A 16769-nucleotide genomic window follows, 5' to 3' on the forward strand; every position below is an offset into this window, starting at 1 on the left:
TTCTGAGTTGTAAATCAAGTTTCTGAGTTGTAAATCAAGTTTCTGAGTTGTAAATCAAGTTTCTGAGTTGTAAATTAAGTTTCTGAGTTGTAAATCAAGTTTCTGAGTTGTAAATCAAGTTTCCACATAAAAGGTCACGTTTCCACTATGACCCAAAAACCGAAGTTCTCCCTGTACAGCATATTGATTGAGGGCAGCTTCCGCAATATGTTCGTAAGCGTTAATCTCTATCATTCTTGATATTTTCCCTACTAGGAGCATAAATCTTGTAGTAAAGCAAAGGTCTTTCGTTAACTATGGCTCTTTTTGTCCGAGACATACCTATTGTCTCCAAGACGCGAATTGAGCGATCGTTTGGCTCATCAACATCTGCAACTATATATTTAATACCCAAGTTGGCAAATGCATAATCAAGCACAGCTAAAGTAGCTTCGGTTGCGTAGCCACGTCCCCACAACTGGGGTCGGACACCAAAAATTAAACTAGGTAATTCTTCAGTCTGGAGTAAACCTGCAAACCCGGCTATCTGGTCGCTGTGATTGTCAAAAAATAACCAAATTCCGTAACCGTGATTGCTGAAGCTAGCAATACTGGCTTCAATAAAGGTTTGGGCTTCTTCACAGGAAATTTGGCGGTCATCGAAGAGAAATCGCCGAATATCTGCTTCACACCATAAATTGTGTAGAGAGTCAAGATCCTCAAGTTGACATGGTCTTAGGTGTAGGCGATCGCTATGTAGCAAGTTCATGAAAATTGCAGATGATAACTAGATTCATCCGGTTGCCAAGCTGTTCGTGTCAAAGCATAATACACTACATCTAAATTATAGAAATGAGCATCTTTTTCATACTTTAATCCGGCTTTTTCCATCACACGCCGGGAAGCAGTATGTTCTGGTGCTGTTATGGCAACAATTTTATCTAATTTGACCTCTTCAAAACCATACCTCAAACTGGCTTTTGTTGCTTCTGTGGCGATACCTTGATACCAGTAAGCTTGATCCAAACGATAAAGAACTTCTACTTCGGGACTGTTTGGTAAAAAATTTAATCCGCAATGACCAATCAATTTATTTGTAGCTTTGTCTACTACAGCCCAAACTCCAAAGCCGTGTAGTTTCCAATGCTGAATAAAAAATTCTAAAATCTGTTGTGTGACATCTTTGACTTGATCTTTAGGAATAGGCCCTCTGGGGGAATATTTCATTACTTCTGGATTGCTCAAAATTACCGCTATTTCATCGATATCATCAAGAGTGTAGGGTCGGAGGTGCAATCGCGTGGTTTCAATCTTTAGCATGGTGATGAGTAGGAACGCGAACACTATATTAAAAAAATTTGCTTATAGTATTGTAAAAATTAATATAATTTTCCTATTATGAGCATCTCTATACCTCGAAAGAAATCTCACTCAGAATACCGTCAACGTGAAAACGACTGGCGGTTATTTTTGCGATTAGCACCCTATGGTCGTCGGCATGTGCGATCGCTTGCATTATCAATAGTATTACTTGTACCAGTAGCTTTGGCTAATGCTGTCCAACCATTATTGATTGGACAGATTATTTCTCTGATTCGTAAAGAACCGAGTACCTATGAATTTCTACGCAATCTTCCCTTTTGGTCGGCTTTACACCTTTTGGAAGGAGTGTTCGTCGTCACGGTAATTATTCGACTGATATTTACAGGTTTTCAAGGTTATTTAGTACAGAAGGTAGGGCAACAAATCACTGCTGATATTCGCCAAGATTTATTTCATCATGTTACTTCTTTAGCAGTGCGCTTTTTTGATCGCACACCTGTAGGCAAATTAATCACTAGACTGACCAGCGATGTGGAAGTGTTAGGAGATGTGTTTGCGACTGGGGCAATTGGCATTGTATCTGATTTGTTTTCCATGCTGGTGATTCTCGGTTTTATGTTTTCGCTCCAGTGGAAACTCGCTTTGATGCTGCTGTTGATGTTGATACCTGTATCAGCTTTAATCATTTATTTTCAACAACAGTACCGCAAAGCTAATTACAAATCTAGAGAAGAACTTTCAATATTAAATTCCCAACTACAAGAAAATATTGTTGGTATTAATGTTGTGCAACTCTTCCGCCGAGAAAAATTTAATGCTGAGTTGTTTCGCAAAAGCAATAAACGTTATGTCAAAGAAGTAGATAAAACTATCTTTCATGACACGGCTGTATCTGCAACATTAGAATGGATTTCCTTGGTGGCGATCGCAGCTGTTTTGTGGACTGGTGGTTATTTTCTTTTGCAAAAAAACTTGACTTTTGGAATTTTATCTTCTTTTGTATTGTATGCTGAAAAATTATTTCAGCCTCTACAACAATTTGCCGAAAAGTTTACGGTCATCCAATCAGGTTTCACTGCCATCGAACGTGTTTCTGATATTTTAGATGAACCCATAGAAATCCGCGATCGCGCTAATCCCAGAGTATCAGTTTTGGATGTTCAATTTGGATATATTGACGAAATAGTCGATCATCTCGACTCTGAAACCGAAAATCCCAAACCACAATTAGGAGAAATCAAATTTGAACATGTTTGGTTTGGTTATAAAGAAGATGATTACGTGATTAAAGATTTAAATTTCACAATTCATCCTGGCGAGAAAATCGCCTTAGTCGGCCCCACTGGTGCTGGTAAAACTACTATCATCCGTCTTTTGTGTCGTCTCTACGAACCCAGCCAAGGACGCATTTTAGTTGATGGTATAGATATCAGAGAATTACTCCAAGCCGAACTACGCCGCTACATGGCAGTTATTTTACAAGAAGGTTTTTTATTTGCTGGCGATGTAAAAAGCAATATCACCTTGGCTGATGGTTATTCCTTTGAGGAAGTACGACAAGCAGCAGAGAAAACCAACATTGCCCAATTTATCGAAGAACTTCCCCAAGGGTATGATACTCAATTGCGAGAGAGAGGTACAAACCTTTCTAGCGGTCAAAAGCAACTATTAGCCTTCGCCCGTGCAGCTATTCGCAACCCCCAAATTCTAGTCTTGGATGAAGCCACTGCTAGCCTAGATGTAGGAACAGAAGCATTAATTCAACAAGCTTTAAACCAGCTATTGATCGGACGAACTGCAATTGTGATCGCTCACCGCCTATCCACAATTCGCAACGTAGATCGGATTTTTGTACTCAAACGCGGAGAATTAATCGAACAGGGAAATCACGAACAGTTAATACAATTAGGAGGACTTTATGCTACCTTACACAACTTACAAATGTTAGGAACTTAATTGTAGTGTAAGCAGGGTGGTTTCATACGAAAAAAGAAAAATATGGAAGTCTGTATTTATCGTTTTGAAGCATAGATTTTTACCCCTCTCCAAACCTCTCCCCTTATTAAGACTGCGGTGTACACAGAAGTCTTATAAAGTTGCCTAGTAGCGTTTTGATCCCCCCTAACCCCCCTTAAAAAAGGGGGAACTAGAATCAAAGTCCCCCTTTTTTAAGGGGGATTTAGGGGGATCAGAGGATTTATGTGTACACCGCAGCCTTAATAAGGGGAGAGGCTTTAAAAGAAGATTTTAATTTTTCTCTGCTTGTATGAAACCACCCTGATTACCCCTTATCCCCTCCAGGGGACCCCTACCTTCCCCAATCCCCAATCCCCGATCCTATGCTTGACCTGACGAAACTGACACGACAAATGCAGGGTTTGAGTCAGCATCTTACACAAGAAGCTGCTGCTAGTCGCCAACGTTTAGAATTAGCTCAACAACATTTTCTCAAAGCTTGCGATCGCCAAGAAGAGTTTGTACAGAAACAGGAAAAATGGCGCGATCGCATTCCGTTTATGAATGCTACTCCTGTTGAACCACTCAACAGTTGTATTGAAATCCCTGTTCCGCCAAAAGTTCATACTGTGATCGCTACTGATGGTTCCCAAATTAGCCCTAACCATCATGAAATAGCCTACTGCTATCTGCTCAATATTGGCAGAGTTGTTTTACATTACGGTCAAAATAAACACCCAATTCTAGATAGTTTGCCGGAGATATTTTATCGCCCAGAGGATTTATATATTTCGCGTCAATGGGGAATTAAAACTGAAGAATGGATGAGTTTTTGCCGTACTGCTAGCGAAGCAACAGTCTTAGCAGAATTAGCGCGTAGTGTAGTAGAAGAGCTTAGAGCAAAGAACAATACCAATCCCCAATCGCCAAAAATCCCCACCCTCGCCATGGTGGATGGTTCGTTAATCTACTGGTTTTTAGAACAATTACCTTTTGATGCACGCGATCATATCTTACCTCCAATTCTGCAAGCTTGGCGGCAAATGCGAGATGCTCAAATTCCTCTAATGGGTTATCTGAGTGCATCTCGCAGCATTGAAGCAATGAACTTTTTGCGACTTGTGGCTTGTCCCCATCCTGTGCCTGATTGTATGAGTTTTTGCCCAAATCAAATGGAAAAAGTTGCTTGTAAATTGTTTGAGTCACTACGCGATACAACAGTTTGGACAACGCAACTCAAACCAGGACAACGCGGACCTTTGTGGCGCAGTAATGCTCGTATTCTAGACTTATACGAAGATTTGCAAATTTATTTTTGTTATGTCCATGTAGGAGCCGAAATCGCTCGGATAGAAATACCTGTGTGGGTAGTTGAAAATACATCTTTATTTGATGAAGCACTGGGATTAATGTTGGCACAAGTGCAAAAAGGATATGGCTACCCTGTAGCAATAGCTGAAGCACACAATCAAGCAGTAGTACGTGGTGGAGATAAAGCACGTTTCTTTGCTTTGTTAGAACGACAAATGATTAAAGCTGGTATAAGAAATGTGGGAACTTCTTATAAAGAAGCAAGGAAAAGGGGGAGTATTGCCTAACTCAAAATACAGCCAAAATAAAATATTACAATCCAAAATCTATAGACGCTTCTGCGGCTACCTTTGGAAGCCACTTCGTGTCTACCCGCAGGGTAATCCAAAATCCAAAATTCAAAATGGTATGACCTATGCAAAATCTAGGTACATCACAAATAACAGGGCTAAACTTAGAATTGTTTCATGTTCAAACTAGTAGATCATTCGCAATACCAACACCTCCGGCTGTAATTCGTATTGGTAAACCGAATGAAAAAATCAATCCAGATATAGATGTTACTTTTTTACCAGACGCTAATGTAGTTTCTCGCCTACACGCAGAAATTCATATAGAAGGTAATAGCTACTATATTGAGGATTTAGGAAGCTCTAACGGCACATATCTTAATAATACAAAGTTAGAGCCACAAACTCGCTATTCCCTCAATTTAGGAGATAAAATTAACCTGGCTCAAGGGGAAAAAATTACTTTTATATTTCAAAATCAACAACCAAATCAAACAAATAATATTTCTATTTCCAATCCCACAGCGTTTCAGCCCCAGAATACTAACATAAGTCAAAAAAACAAGGTTGATCGAACTAGCAAAGTCTTAGGTGCATCCCTCATTATTGCTGGAATTGTAATTTTAGCTTCTAGTACTCAAATTGGAATTTTCGTAAGGCTTCCCGGTGTATTGCTGTGCGTCGCAGGAGTTGGCATACTACTTTGGGGACGCTTTAATCCGATTTTTGGATTGCTTTTGATCTTGGGTGGAATAGGAGTTATTGTGTTTACTGGTGGTGTTTTCGCTTCAGTGAATTTTTTGGCTTTTCTAGTAGCATCTGCTTTATTAGCTGTGGGATATTTACTTTTTAGTACTGGAAAAGTAGGGAAGTACAATTTACAAACCCTCAAAGGCTTGATCAAGCAAAAACGTCAATAAAGCAGTTAATCGCCCTCCTTTCCTTATCCCCTGTTTCTGGGAGCATCCCAATTTTTTTAATATATCGCGCTTGGGTTTAAACCCAAAAAGCTCAGAATCGTCAAAGACTAAGCAAACAGATCCCAAATTATCTATTCCTTAGCATTATTCAGAAGCCGGAGGTACAACAGGTGCAGATTGTTGTTTGAAACGACGTAGTGATTGTCTCAACTGAGTCTGATTACCAGATGATCCCGATGATGTATTTATCTGTCTGCGACGACGCGTAGATTGTGCTGCTGGGGTGGGATTATTAGGTGCAACTTGCTGTTGTCGCTGTCTAGGTTTTGGGGTAGTTTGGTTTATACTCTGTGAAGGAGTTTGCACACGCTGACGGCGTAAGCGACGAGTAGGTGTTGCTGTTTGGTTTGATGTTGTTTGGTTTGAATTTGTTTGATTTGAAGAAGATGGTGTAGATGTATTCTGTTGTTTTCTAGTTCTGACTTCTGGGGGAACATCAACAATAGTTCCTGAAGTCAACCGTCTTCTACGTCGTGATGTTTGTTGTGGTGTGCTGGCGGAATTAGAAGTTGCTTGTTGATTTGTTTGTTGTTCTTCTCTTTGTCTTTGACGTTTTTTGACATTACGGTAACGACGCGAACCTTGTAGGGCGTATTCAGTGGCGATCGCTACTCCTTGTCTACCACTGTCTGAAGGTTTTAATTTCCAGTTACGGGCTTGGTTGAGATGTGCTTCATCTAGTTTGCGATTTCCACTGGATTTAATAATCCGCACATTTGTAACATTACCTTTTTTATCAGTATCAACAGCTACTTCAACTCGTCCTTCTATACCTCTACGTCTGGCATCTTCAGGGTATTTGGAATTACACTCACGGCAAGCCGCACGACCATTTCCTGAACTTGTTTGCAGCTTGGGAGGAGTTGGTGCTGTGGCTACATTTTCCCGTTGGCTTTGTTGCGAACCAGTTCCCGTATTTGTTGGATTTCCGGAAGTGTTTCCCGTTCTAGTGCTTGTCGCAGTACCTGTACTGGTTGGATTTCCAGAGGTATTTCCTGTTCTAGTATTTGTTGTAGTACCTGTACTTGTTGCAACAGAAGAGTTTTCAATATTGTTGCTAGTTAAAACTCTATTTTCTTGACTGTTTCTAGAGTCTCTTACTCCGCTTAAAAGCTGTCGCAAATTTTCATTGCTTGGCTTTGTATTATTCTGCACTGGTGCTGGTGCGGGTGAAGTAGTAGTTGCAATGGTAGGATTCGGTCGCGAATTTGGTGTATTCTCTGGTTGCTGGACAACAGGCTTTTGAGCTTCGGTAGTAACTGTTGGCTGTGTAGCAAGAGGTTTTGGTTGTTCTTTAACAGGTTCAACAGGTGTAGGTTGTGGTATCGGTTGTTTCTCAACTTTTACCAATGGTTGAGGGGGTTTTGGTACAGGTAGGATTTCGGTATTATTGGTAGAGTCAGTAGTCGCTTTTGCACTCAGAACACTAGTGTTGTCTATAGATTTTTCTATGGGTTTGTCTTTGGCAGTTTCTTTTTTGGTTTCTTCTGGTGGTTTTGGCGTTTCCAGGGTTGCAGGTTCAACAATTGTAAATTCTATTGGTTCTTCTTCAGAAGGCAGTTTGTTGAAAAGATTGCCAATGCCAGAAGCTAATATCCCAATATGCAACGTTAGCGAGCCAATCAAGCTAAAGGCCAAAAGAGACTTTAGAGCTTTGGCTTCTTTTTCTCGCTGCTGTACTGCAATGCTGGAAAAGCTCATAATATTGCAATTAATTACTACCTAAGTAGTTAGGTTAGAATGCTTAGAAGCAAAAGTCAAGCAATAATATGAGGAAATTTTTAGTTAACTCTTCATGGAAGATGACGATACGTAAAACTTCATTTAGCAAGCTTTTGAGTCTACAAGAGCGTTGCAGTTATAATCAATTTTTATCTCAAGAAGAGCTAATTAAGTTTGATAGGGAGTTTTTACTCATTGGAAAGACTATTGATAAGTTATATCATTTACTGCTAGTCTAACTGTGATATTATTCATCTTTCAAGAAAGTATTACATGGTAATTAATCAGTTATTTTCGACAGGTGGCGTGGTTATGTGGCCCCTGCTTGCATTTAGTGTGGTGGCGATCGCATTGATTATTGAACGGGTGCTTTTCTGGTATCGCATCAACACTCGTCAAAATAAAGTAGTACGAGAAGTATTAAATCTCTATCGTGTAGAGAACGTTGTTAGTGCAATAGATAAACTGAAAAAAAATGCCGACTTACCCATCGCGCGGATTTTTCTCTCGGCGTTGCAATTAGAAGAACCCACACCGGAAGAATTCCGTCTGGCTTTAGAAAGTGAAGCTCAAGCAGAAATTCCTGTCCTCAAGCGTTTCCAAAACATTTTCGAGACAATCATCGGTCTTGCACCACTGTTGGGTTTGCTGGGAACTGTATTGGGATTGATTGTCTCGTTTGCAGCACTGGATATTGGTGATGTGGGAGGTACAAAAACCGCAGGTGTCACCGCAGGTATTAGTGAAGCGCTTGTGTCTACAGCATCAGGATTGGTTGTAGCTATCTTTACATTACTTTTCGCTAATACGTTCCGAGGTCTGTACCAGCGTCAAATAGCTTCGATTCAAGAATACGGTGGACAATTAGAATTACTGTATCGTCGTCGTTACGAGAGAGGAGGAAGAAGTTATGCGCCCACTAGATGAACCAGATTTACCACCGCAGATTAATATCGTACCGATGATAGATGTGATTTTTGCAATTTTGACATTTTTTATTATGTCAACATTGTATTTAACTCGTTCGGAGGGTTTACCAGTCAGTTTACCCAAGGCAGCAACAGCCAAGCAACAGCAAATTCCGACTAAAATTACTGTGACGCTAGATAAAGATGGACAAGTCAGCTTGAACCGTAAACCCACTACCGTTGATGCATTAGAAGGACAAGTACGTACTTTGGTGGGTTCTAATCCAGAAGCTTTGGTAATTATTAGTGCTGATGAAAAAGTTGGTCACGGTCAAGTTGTGACGGTAATGGATAAGGTACGACAAGTTAAGGGAGCTAAGTTGGCTATTGCGACTCAAAAACCATAGTAGTGGTTTGGGTTACATTAGACTTATGGTGGGAAAGATCAAAAATGGATGACACGTTTGGTAGTCCTCAAGAATGGCTGACTGTATTTGCCTATGTGGGATTTACAGTCTTTATTCTTTGGCGTGTTTTGGTGACACAGAAAAAATGAGACATGTGATTATGTGAGGCGATCGCACTCTAGCTAACGCTGCCATGATAACCAACTAGAGACGATTTTCTTAACTAAAGGAGTCAAACGGGTACGATTGTAAGCATCGGCGGCTTTGCGGATAGCTTCTGCTTGGGTAGGATAGGGATGAATTGTTTTGGCGATCGCTCCCATTCCCAAATTATTGGTCATTGCTAAGGTAATCTCGTTGATCATCTCTCCAGCATGACGAGCCACAATGGTTGCACCTAATATTTTATCAGTGCCTTTTTTGACGTGAAATTTGACAAACCCTTCTGCTTCACCGTCGATAATTGCTCGGTCTACTTCATTTAATGTGATGTAGTAATTGTCAATTTCTATACCCTTTTCTTTTGCTTGTTCAGGATACATACCAACATGGGCAACCTCTGGATCAGTATAGGTACACCAAGGCATGATCAGCGAACTCAGTTTTTTGCGTCCCACTCCCAAGACTGAAAATAGCGCATTTTGAACCACCATTCTTGCTGCTGCATCAGCAGCGTGGGTAAATTTCCATGCCATACAAACATCTCCCACCGCATATATACGGGGGTTAGTTGTTTGCAGGTAATCGTTGATCATGACTCCCTTATTTGTGTCATATTGGACACCTACAGAGTTCAAGTTTAAATCTTCCACGTTAGGCGATCGCCCGACTCCTACGAGAATTTCATCTACATGCACCTGTTTGTCTTTCTGGTTGGCTTCATAGTGGATAACTTTATCTGTGTCTTGGCGTTCAACTTTGTAAATATTCGCCCCTAAAACTAACTGAATACCTTCTCTGACAAAAGTTTTTTGGATAATTGTTGCTGCATCTGCATCTTCGCGCCCCAACAACTGCGAACCTTTTTGCAGCACAATAACTTCTGAGCCTAAACGACGGAAAGTTTGAGCTAATTCGCAACCAATATAACCTCCGCCAATGACAGCAAGACGATTTGGTCTGCATGTCAGAGAAAATACGTTTTCGTTAGTTAAATATTGAACTTCTTCTAAGCCTGCAATTGATAATTTTTTAGGACTAGAACCAGTGGCAATAACTGCTTTTTTAAATCGTAAAGTTTTATTTGCTACTTCTACAGTATCACGACCGGAAAAATATGCATTGCCAAAAAATACATCTACTCCAAATTCTTGCTGAAACCGCTTGGCGGAATCGTGAGGACTAATAGCTGTACGAATTCGCCGCAATCGTTCCATCACGGCTGGGAAATCAATGTCAATGTAGTGGAAAGTATCAATACCAAATTTTCCAGCATGTTTGATGTCTGCAACTAAGCGCGCCGAACGAATCATGGTTTTCGACGGTACGCAACCAACATTGGTACAGTCTCCACCCATCAGGCGCTTTTCTACCAAAGCTACCTTTGCACCTAACAAAGCAGCACCCGCAGCTGTCACTAATCCAGCAGTACCCGCACCAATTACCACCAAGTTGTAACAAGGTGCGGGTTCAGGGTTACTCCAATCTGGCGGGTGGAGGTTTTCGATCAACTCCTGATTATAGCGATCCATAGGTGGAACACTTATGGGTTGATCTGTAGGTGGAAATACTGCTTGGCTCATGACTGGCCACTTAATAAGTAATATTGTTTATCCTAAAACTCTAGTGATTATTTTTCATCTAGCTAACGACGGTTTTGCTGTATCTCGTTTAACTTTGTTCTAATTGTCTCTACGCGGTTGCGATTCACACCCAAATCGCTTTGACCCAGTCGTGAAGCTGAACGAACATGGATAATATTGTCATTACGGTCTAAATAGAATTCAACGTCATCTACGAATCCCATCAAGGCACTTTTAAACTCAGCATACAAATAATCATCACTTTCGTTGATGATAGTTGTTCTTGGGAGGGACTGAATGATACTTTTGATATCTGCTAGTGCTTGTTCTGGACTGGAAGTATAAGTTAATGGCGCTATCTTGTGAACTGCGTCTGTACTCTGGCTACAAACACAATTTGGGCTATTTGGACAAGGTGCTAATGTGCGATCGCGAACACCTAAGTTTGATGGTCGTTTACCTGCAAAAATCATTGTTAATCCTAATAATTAAATTAAATAAATACATTAGTTAGTATTTTACTTGCAAATGCACCTTGTTTAAACTTTTAGTTTCGTAGCACAAATCCTCTTTATACGACTCAAATCAATCAAACATTCTGCTAATCGTATAAAGAAGTCAGATCCCCGAATTCGTAAAAGTTGTTGGGGATCTTGTTGTTCACGAATGATTTAGAATTGCTATATCTAATCGCTAATGGGAGCATCTCAATTTTTTCAATATACCGCTAAAGATCTCATTTTTTAGCTAATAGCACAAGTAGAAATCAAGTAGTCTGCTGAAGCAGACTTGAGTTATGAAACTGCGATTGAAATTGCAGGCGGATTTTTTTAACCTTTGAGATGCTCCAATTGAATCAGTTTACATGGCAATATTCACTATCAACCAGTAAAGAACAAGCACGAGAACAACACTGATCCATAAAATGGCTTTGTTTTGAAATAAGTTGATTAGACGGTTCATAAGCAGTGATTTCGAGAATTAATGAATTGATGAATTGATGATCAATGTCTGATCGACAAACAGATAAATCAGACTTTTATATGCTTTGATGACGAATTAAGAATGACTCTAAAACAGAGATAAAAACTTTCATCTATCTTGCTTTTAGTAATTTATTACAGGGCAGAATTAGGAATTGAAGCTATAAACTCCTCACTTTAATAATTCTAAATACACACAAGCATTCGTCAAAATCAAATTTACTTTGATTTAATAGAGCGAAGGGAATTTACATTTTGATCTGGTATTAATTTTATTCTAGCTATTTCAACAGAATTTTGCAGCACCAACAAAAGGAAAACATAGAAACTCAGATGCTACCTCTAACTACAACCTCATACCAATTAATACCAACTTGAAACAAGAATGCAATACACAAATAAAACTTCTCCTCCTTACCTACGGGTTCGAGGAGCTAATACATGGCTGGAGGTTCCACGCTAGGTAATTTCTGCCTTTTAGATGAGTTTAATTATTCTGTTGTCACTCTTACGAGAGATGACAAATTAATTGATGAATAACTTAGGCTGTAAATAACTTCTTTTTCATACCTGAAAGCAAATATATCCTCACTAAGGGTAGACAAAATTTTACTTTATAGAAATATAAACTTTGTATTAATCCCTGGCTCGACTAGTGTTTAAAATAGGCTCTCAAATTCAATGAGTTGCTTTAAAACACATATTAGAAACAATGTAGCCGCTTTTTAATTGTGATCTTTCTTTTCAGGAGTCTATTATGCGAATCGCTCAGGTTGCTCCACTGTGGGAAAGAGTACCACCTCCAGGTTACGGTGGAACTGAGTTAGTAGTGGGTTTATTAACCGATGAGTTAGTCAGACGTGGACACGAAGTCACACTATTTGCATCGGGAGATTCTCTCACTTTAGCAAAGCTAGTATCAGTTCATCCTCGTGCTTTACGACTTGATAAAAGTATCAAAGAGTATGGCGTCTATGAGATGTTGGAATTGAGTCGAGTGTATGAGTCAGCAGATGAGTTTGATATCATTCACTCTCATATGGGTTGTAATGCATTACCCTACGTTAATTTAGTCAAGACACCTACTGTACATACGTTGCATGGGATTTTTACACCTGACAACGAAAAATTATTTGTACATGCTAAAAATCAACCCTACGTGAGTATTTCTAATTCACAGCGTGAACCGAGGTTAGGGTTGAATTATGCAGCAACAGTTTATAACGGAATTGATGTCAGCAGCCATCAATTTCATGCTCAACCAGAAGAATCACCCTACTTGGCATTTTTGGGTAGGATATCACCAGAAAAAGGAACGCACATAGCAATACAAATTGCTAAAGAAGCTGGTTGGCGTTTAAAAATGGCAGGCAAAATAGATGTAGTTGATCAAGAATATTTTGAAAAAGAAGTTAAACCTCTCATTGATGGTAAGCAAATAGAATACTTGGGTGAAGCAAATCATGTTCAGAAAAATGCTCTGATGGGTGGTGCGGTAGCAACTTTATTTACTATTACTTGGCGAGAACCATTTGGTTTAGTAATGGTAGAATCAATGGCAGCAGGAACACCCGTGATTGCGATGAATATGGGTTCAGTTCCAGAAGTAGTTGTTCACGGGAAAACTGGTTTTCTCTGTAATAGTATTGCAGAATGCGTCGATGCTGTGAGGAAGCTGGAACAGCTTGATCGCTATGGGTGTCGTGAGCATGTCGAGAATAATTTCAGCGTACAAAAAATGGTGGATGGCTATGAAGCTGTTTATCAAGAAATTGTTGGACAACGACTTGCTCAAAACGCAAAACTTATGCACTTAGATGACTTCAAACATAAGCCGCAATTTAGTGCATTAAGTCGTTTTGCTCAGTTGCGTTCAAAAATGTAAATAAGCAGCAAAACATAAAAGGTTAGATTTTTAACTCTAACCTTTTCTTGACTTATTTAACTCTAAAATAAGGATAATTTATGCTCCAGTTGGCTCAATATATCCTTGTAAATTCTCTGGTTCAAACTGGCGTAAAATGCGAGTTGCTTGACGAGTCAATTCCTCAGTACCTTTGACTATAATTAAATACTTTCCTTGATTTAAACGGTTACGGTAAGGTAAAGCATCCCCACTACCCACAGTTAAACCAACTCCGCCACCAACTAAGTATGCACCTAAAGCACCAGCAGCAGTTCCTAAAAGTCCACCGATGATATGATTGCCAAAGCTACCAATCGGAAATATTTCAATACCTGTCAAAACATTGAAAGCATAACCTGCTATAAAACCAAAGGGAATTAGCCAAACTCCTAGACGATTTGCTCCCTTTTTCGCTTGAACGTTTGGGTTGATTAACCCATATTCATCAGCACTTTTGTAGCCTTTACCTAAAATATCAATTTGATTGACAGGTAAACCTTCTTTTTCCAGAGCAGAGTAAGCTTCTTCTACCTGTATTCTATCTGATAAAACTGCAATAAGATAATTCATGATTTTTTCCCAACGCAAAAGCTGACTTGAAAACAAGGAACGCTTAACAGGTAGTGTATTAAGTTTTTTAAGCGCAGAGTGTAAGCTATACCAACAAAAATAAAATAGAATTCCTATAACTAAATAAATTTTATGAATGTCATGGCTATAAATTCTTTTAGGTAGACGAGGTTTCGTTATACCTATATATATAAATTAAGCAAGATAATCATAAAATACTTCAACCTTGAGAAGGAAGCTTGAAGCTAAAATCTAAGTCTAAAGACTAAAAATATTCTTGAAATTGAACACAATATTACAAGACTATTTTACCTGCATATTTACCTTTTTATTTTTTCATTAGCTTTTCGCAGGTGATAATAATGACTACAATAAAGTGATATACTTCACCTTTGGAGTTCTAGCTGTGGGTTTATTTGATGATTTGAGTCGGTTTCTGGAAAATCGTTTAGAGGAATTCTTGCGAAGTAATCCGCATCTGGAATTAGAAGCTTTGTTAGAACAGCTGCGGGAGCAAGAGGAAGATACTTTAAAGTTGATTGCAGATCTACAATTACAAGAGAAGCGATCGCAAGACGAAATTTTGTCCACAGCACAAGAAATTCAAAGATGGCATATTCGCGTCCAAAAGGCAAAAAATGGTGGTAGAGAGGATTTAGCAGCAAAAGCACAAGAGAGAGAAGCTGCACTTTTGCGTCAAGGAAATCAGCAGTGGGGACAAATGCAAGGAGTCAAAGAACGCGTTACCCAAGCACAGGATCTACTCAAGAAAGTTCAACAACGACGTCAAGAAGTACAAGCAAAAGCTGCGGAAGCACAAAGCGCACGAGCTCAAGCGCAAGCACAGCAGCGTGTTGAAAGTGCTGGTTGGTCAAATCAAAGCCGTAGTTATTCTAGCGGGAATGATCCTTTAGAAGAAACATTCCGCCGTTGGGAAACTGAAGCTGAGTTGGAACAGATGAAGCGGAAGATGGGAAAATAGTTATTTGTTATTTGTCATTGGTCATTTGTCATTTGTGAATAACTCTTGACTTTTGATACTTAAACACTTGACACTTGAGTCTTAACTATTGAATCTTGACCAATGACATTTCCCGTTTATTTTTATCTGGGTTCATTGCGGATTCACCCACATATTTTATTTGAATCCATCGCTTATACTGTGGCGTTACGTTTAGTGTTGCGTAATGTCCGCAAGGATATTATTACACCACCACAACGCACTTCTATTATTGTGGGCGGGATGTTGGGTGCGCTTGTGGGTGCAAAGGCGTTAGTTTTACTGCAACATATTGATTTATTGTGGCAAAATTCTCAGCTATTTTTATTGCTCTTATTGCAAGGGAAAACAGTTGTTGGAGCTTTATTAGGTGCTGTGATTGGAGTAGAAATTACCAAAAAAATTATTGGTGTGAAGCGTTCTACTGGTGATGTATTTGTCTATCCATTAATATTAGGAACGGCGATTGGTAGGATTGGTTGCTTTTTAACTGGATTGAGCGATCGCACTTATGGAATTGCCACAAAATTACCTTGGGGTGTAGATTTTGGTGATGGTATTATCCGTCATCCCACCCAATTATATGAAATCATATTTTTAATCATCTTAATTATATTTATACGCCTTCGCAGTCGCTATCAATACCAAGAAGGTGATTTATTTAAATTTTATTTAGTTTGTTATTTAATTTTTAGATTTTTGATAGATTTTATAAAGCCCGACTTTCATATTTTCTTAGGAATGAGTGCGATTCAAATTGCTTGTTTGTGCGCTATTATTTATTACAATCGCTCTATTCCTGAGATGTTGCAATTGAAATCGTGAGGCATGGAGCATAGTAAATTGTTAGATTTTTTATCTAGCCTACAGTTGTTATTTGTGGGTTTTATCCCTGCTGCAATCTTAGGGATTTTACTGGGAAGTGCAATTGGTACAAATCCCTTACTTTATCAACTATGTAAGCGATTGCTACAAATTCCCTACAGTATTCCTCCCATAGCACTTGTACCACTCGCTTTCATCTTTTTTAAAGAAGTAGAAGTAGCAGCAAGTATGGTTGTTTTTTTTAGTGCTATCTGGTCAGTGATGATTAACACAGCTACGGGTATGCGAAAAAGTCGTCTCCAAGACAATAATTTTCGTGTAGCAATCAGTTATATATTCGATGCTTTAAGAACCGGTCTTTGGATAGCTTGGTTCACTGTGATTGCAATTGAAATGTTGACAGTCGGAAAAGGATTGGGGTTTTTGATTTGGAATGGTTACAGAGGAGGTAACTATAATAATATTATTGAGGGTGTAATTTATATTGGCGCTATTGGCTTTTTCTTGGATCAACTATTAGATATTACAGGTAATATTCTGGCACAACTTGTCTCGGAAGGGAAAAAGTCTTAATTTGGATTTTTCACCTTGGTGTCTTAGTATCTTAGTGGTTAAAAAATCAACTTTTGAAACACTAAGACACTAATACCATTTCTTTATGAAGCTGTACAGAAAATTGGTATAAGACACAAATAAAAGTACATTACACCTTAAAAATGGACTATTAATTAATTACTTTCAATGCTGCTTGAACTCGAATTGTGGAAAACCACTTATCGTCTGTTCTCCAGAGTTCCAAAACATCATGATTTTGTATCGGCTCAATAATTCGGGGTAGGCAGTGATTCAAGCTGCCACGACCAGCCT

The 16769-nt window shown here is 39.1% G+C and carries 15 protein-coding genes; 9 read left to right on the top strand and 6 right to left on the bottom strand.

Annotated elements, in window-relative coordinates:
- Window positions 1-220: 220 nt before the first annotated feature.
- Window positions 221-748 (bottom strand): GNAT family N-acetyltransferase, encoded by a 528-nt coding sequence (locus AC5JMK_RS04065; protein WP_096675466.1) that lies wholly within the window; start codon window positions 746-748, stop codon window positions 221-223.
- Window positions 745-1299 carry a GNAT family N-acetyltransferase gene (locus tag AC5JMK_RS04070; RefSeq protein WP_096675467.1) on the bottom strand — a complete coding sequence of 185 codons (555 nt, stop codon included), beginning with the start codon at window positions 1297-1299 and terminating at the stop codon, window positions 745-747. Before AC5JMK_RS04070 ends, AC5JMK_RS04065 begins: the two co-directional genes overlap by 4 nt.
- Before the next feature lie 78 nt (window positions 1300-1377).
- Here AC5JMK_RS04070 and AC5JMK_RS04075 point away from each other — a divergent pair, with 78 nt between their 5' ends.
- The 3 genes from AC5JMK_RS04075 to AC5JMK_RS04085 all read left to right on the top strand — a co-directional run bounded on the left by AC5JMK_RS04075 (window position 1378) and on the right by AC5JMK_RS04085 (window position 5779).
- Window positions 1378-3258 (top strand): ABC transporter ATP-binding protein, encoded by a 1881-nt coding sequence (locus AC5JMK_RS04075; protein ID WP_096675468.1) that lies wholly within the window; start codon window positions 1378-1380, stop codon window positions 3256-3258.
- A 383-nt stretch (window positions 3259-3641) separates the two neighbouring features.
- On the top strand, window positions 3642-4856 hold the full coding sequence (locus tag AC5JMK_RS04080) for a DNA double-strand break repair nuclease NurA (protein ID WP_495909457.1): 1215 nt from the start codon (window positions 3642-3644) through the stop codon (window positions 4854-4856).
- A gap of 128 nt (window positions 4857-4984) precedes the next feature.
- Window positions 4985-5779 (top strand): FHA domain-containing protein, encoded by a 795-nt coding sequence (locus tag AC5JMK_RS04085; protein ID WP_096675470.1) that lies wholly within the window; start codon window positions 4985-4987, stop codon window positions 5777-5779.
- Between the two features lie 144 nt (window positions 5780-5923).
- Here the strand turns inward: AC5JMK_RS04085 and AC5JMK_RS04090 are convergent, their stop codons facing one another.
- A complete protein-coding gene (locus AC5JMK_RS04090) occupies window positions 5924-7540 on the bottom strand; it encodes an energy transducer TonB (RefSeq protein ID WP_096675471.1) in 1617 nt (538 codons plus the stop codon).
- Window positions 7541-7834: 294 nt separating this feature from the next.
- On the opposite strand from AC5JMK_RS04090, the gene AC5JMK_RS04095 reads away from it, so the two are divergent.
- Both AC5JMK_RS04095 and AC5JMK_RS04100 read left to right on the top strand, forming a co-directional pair.
- Window positions 7835-8488 carry a MotA/TolQ/ExbB proton channel family protein gene (locus AC5JMK_RS04095; protein ID WP_096675472.1) on the top strand — a complete coding sequence of 218 codons (654 nt, stop codon included), beginning with the start codon at window positions 7835-7837 and terminating at the stop codon, window positions 8486-8488.
- On the top strand, window positions 8472-8876 hold the full coding sequence (locus tag AC5JMK_RS04100; RefSeq protein ID WP_096675473.1) for an ExbD/TolR family protein: 405 nt from the start codon (window positions 8472-8474) through the stop codon (window positions 8874-8876). Before AC5JMK_RS04095 ends, AC5JMK_RS04100 begins: the two co-directional genes overlap by 17 nt.
- Before the next feature lie 182 nt (window positions 8877-9058).
- Here the strand turns inward: AC5JMK_RS04100 and AC5JMK_RS04105 are convergent, their stop codons facing one another.
- A complete protein-coding gene (locus tag AC5JMK_RS04105) occupies window positions 9059-10618 on the bottom strand; it encodes a mercuric reductase (protein WP_495909458.1) in 1560 nt (519 codons plus the stop codon).
- Window positions 10619-10680: 62 nt separating this feature from the next.
- On the bottom strand, window positions 10681-11091 hold the full coding sequence (locus AC5JMK_RS04110) for a DUF1499 domain-containing protein (protein WP_495909459.1): 411 nt from the start codon (window positions 11089-11091) through the stop codon (window positions 10681-10683).
- Between the two features lie 1267 nt (window positions 11092-12358).
- Here AC5JMK_RS04110 and AC5JMK_RS04115 point away from each other — a divergent pair.
- Complete coding sequence (locus tag AC5JMK_RS04115) at window positions 12359-13486, top strand: glycosyltransferase family 4 protein (RefSeq protein WP_096675476.1); 1128 nt, start codon at window positions 12359-12361, stop codon at window positions 13484-13486.
- Window positions 13487-13564: 78 nt separating this feature from the next.
- Here AC5JMK_RS04115 and AC5JMK_RS04120 read toward each other — a convergent pair whose 3' ends face one another.
- Entirely contained in the window at window positions 13565-14077 is a 513-nt protein-coding gene (locus AC5JMK_RS04120) for a hypothetical protein (RefSeq protein WP_096675477.1), read from the bottom strand.
- A 406-nt stretch (window positions 14078-14483) separates the two neighbouring features.
- Between AC5JMK_RS04120 and AC5JMK_RS04125 the strand changes: the two genes are divergently transcribed.
- The 3 genes from AC5JMK_RS04125 (at window position 14484) to AC5JMK_RS04135 (ending at window position 16475) form a co-directional block, all read left to right on the top strand.
- Entirely contained in the window at window positions 14484-15059 is a 576-nt protein-coding gene (locus AC5JMK_RS04125; RefSeq protein WP_096678877.1) for a TIGR04376 family protein, read from the top strand.
- A 102-nt stretch (window positions 15060-15161) separates the two neighbouring features.
- Window positions 15162-15902 (top strand): prolipoprotein diacylglyceryl transferase, encoded by a 741-nt coding sequence (locus tag AC5JMK_RS04130; RefSeq protein ID WP_096675478.1) that lies wholly within the window; start codon window positions 15162-15164, stop codon window positions 15900-15902.
- Window positions 15903-15905: 3 nt separating this feature from the next.
- Entirely contained in the window at window positions 15906-16475 is a 570-nt protein-coding gene (locus AC5JMK_RS04135; protein WP_096675479.1) for an ABC transporter permease, read from the top strand.
- The last annotated feature ends 294 nt before the right edge of the window (window positions 16476-16769 follow it).

Source organism: Pelatocladus sp. (assembly GCF_059505505.1).

Excerpts from the sequence above, each read along its gene's own strand:
- AC5JMK_RS04130 (WP_096675478.1), top strand. The coding sequence starts at position 15,162 with ATGACATTTCCCGTTTATTTTTATCTGGGTTCATTGCGGATTCACCCA.
- AC5JMK_RS04090 (WP_096675471.1), bottom strand. The coding sequence starts at position 7,540 with ATGAGCTTTTCCAGCATTGCAGTACAGCAGCGAGAAAAAGAAGCCAAA.
- AC5JMK_RS04100 (WP_096675473.1), top strand. The coding sequence starts at position 8,472 with ATGCGCCCACTAGATGAACCAGATTTACCACCGCAGATTAATATCGTA.
- AC5JMK_RS04080 (WP_495909457.1), top strand. The coding sequence starts at position 3,642 with ATGCTTGACCTGACGAAACTGACACGACAAATGCAGGGTTTGAGTCAG.
- AC5JMK_RS04065 (WP_096675466.1), bottom strand. The coding sequence starts at position 748 with ATGAACTTGCTACATAGCGATCGCCTACACCTAAGACCATGTCAACTT.
- AC5JMK_RS04095 (WP_096675472.1), top strand. The coding sequence starts at position 7,835 with ATGGTAATTAATCAGTTATTTTCGACAGGTGGCGTGGTTATGTGGCCC.
- AC5JMK_RS04135 (WP_096675479.1), top strand. The coding sequence starts at position 15,906 with ATGGAGCATAGTAAATTGTTAGATTTTTTATCTAGCCTACAGTTGTTA.
- AC5JMK_RS04075 (WP_096675468.1), top strand. The coding sequence starts at position 1,378 with ATGAGCATCTCTATACCTCGAAAGAAATCTCACTCAGAATACCGTCAA.
- AC5JMK_RS04120 (WP_096675477.1), bottom strand. The coding sequence starts at position 14,077 with ATGAATTATCTTATTGCAGTTTTATCAGATAGAATACAGGTAGAAGAA.
- AC5JMK_RS04070 (WP_096675467.1), bottom strand. The coding sequence starts at position 1,299 with ATGCTAAAGATTGAAACCACGCGATTGCACCTCCGACCCTACACTCTT.
- AC5JMK_RS04110 (WP_495909459.1), bottom strand. The coding sequence starts at position 11,091 with ATGATTTTTGCAGGTAAACGACCATCAAACTTAGGTGTTCGCGATCGC.
- AC5JMK_RS04085 (WP_096675470.1), top strand. The coding sequence starts at position 4,985 with ATGCAAAATCTAGGTACATCACAAATAACAGGGCTAAACTTAGAATTG.
- AC5JMK_RS04115 (WP_096675476.1), top strand. The coding sequence starts at position 12,359 with ATGCGAATCGCTCAGGTTGCTCCACTGTGGGAAAGAGTACCACCTCCA.
- AC5JMK_RS04105 (WP_495909458.1), bottom strand. The coding sequence starts at position 10,618 with ATGAGCCAAGCAGTATTTCCACCTACAGATCAACCCATAAGTGTTCCA.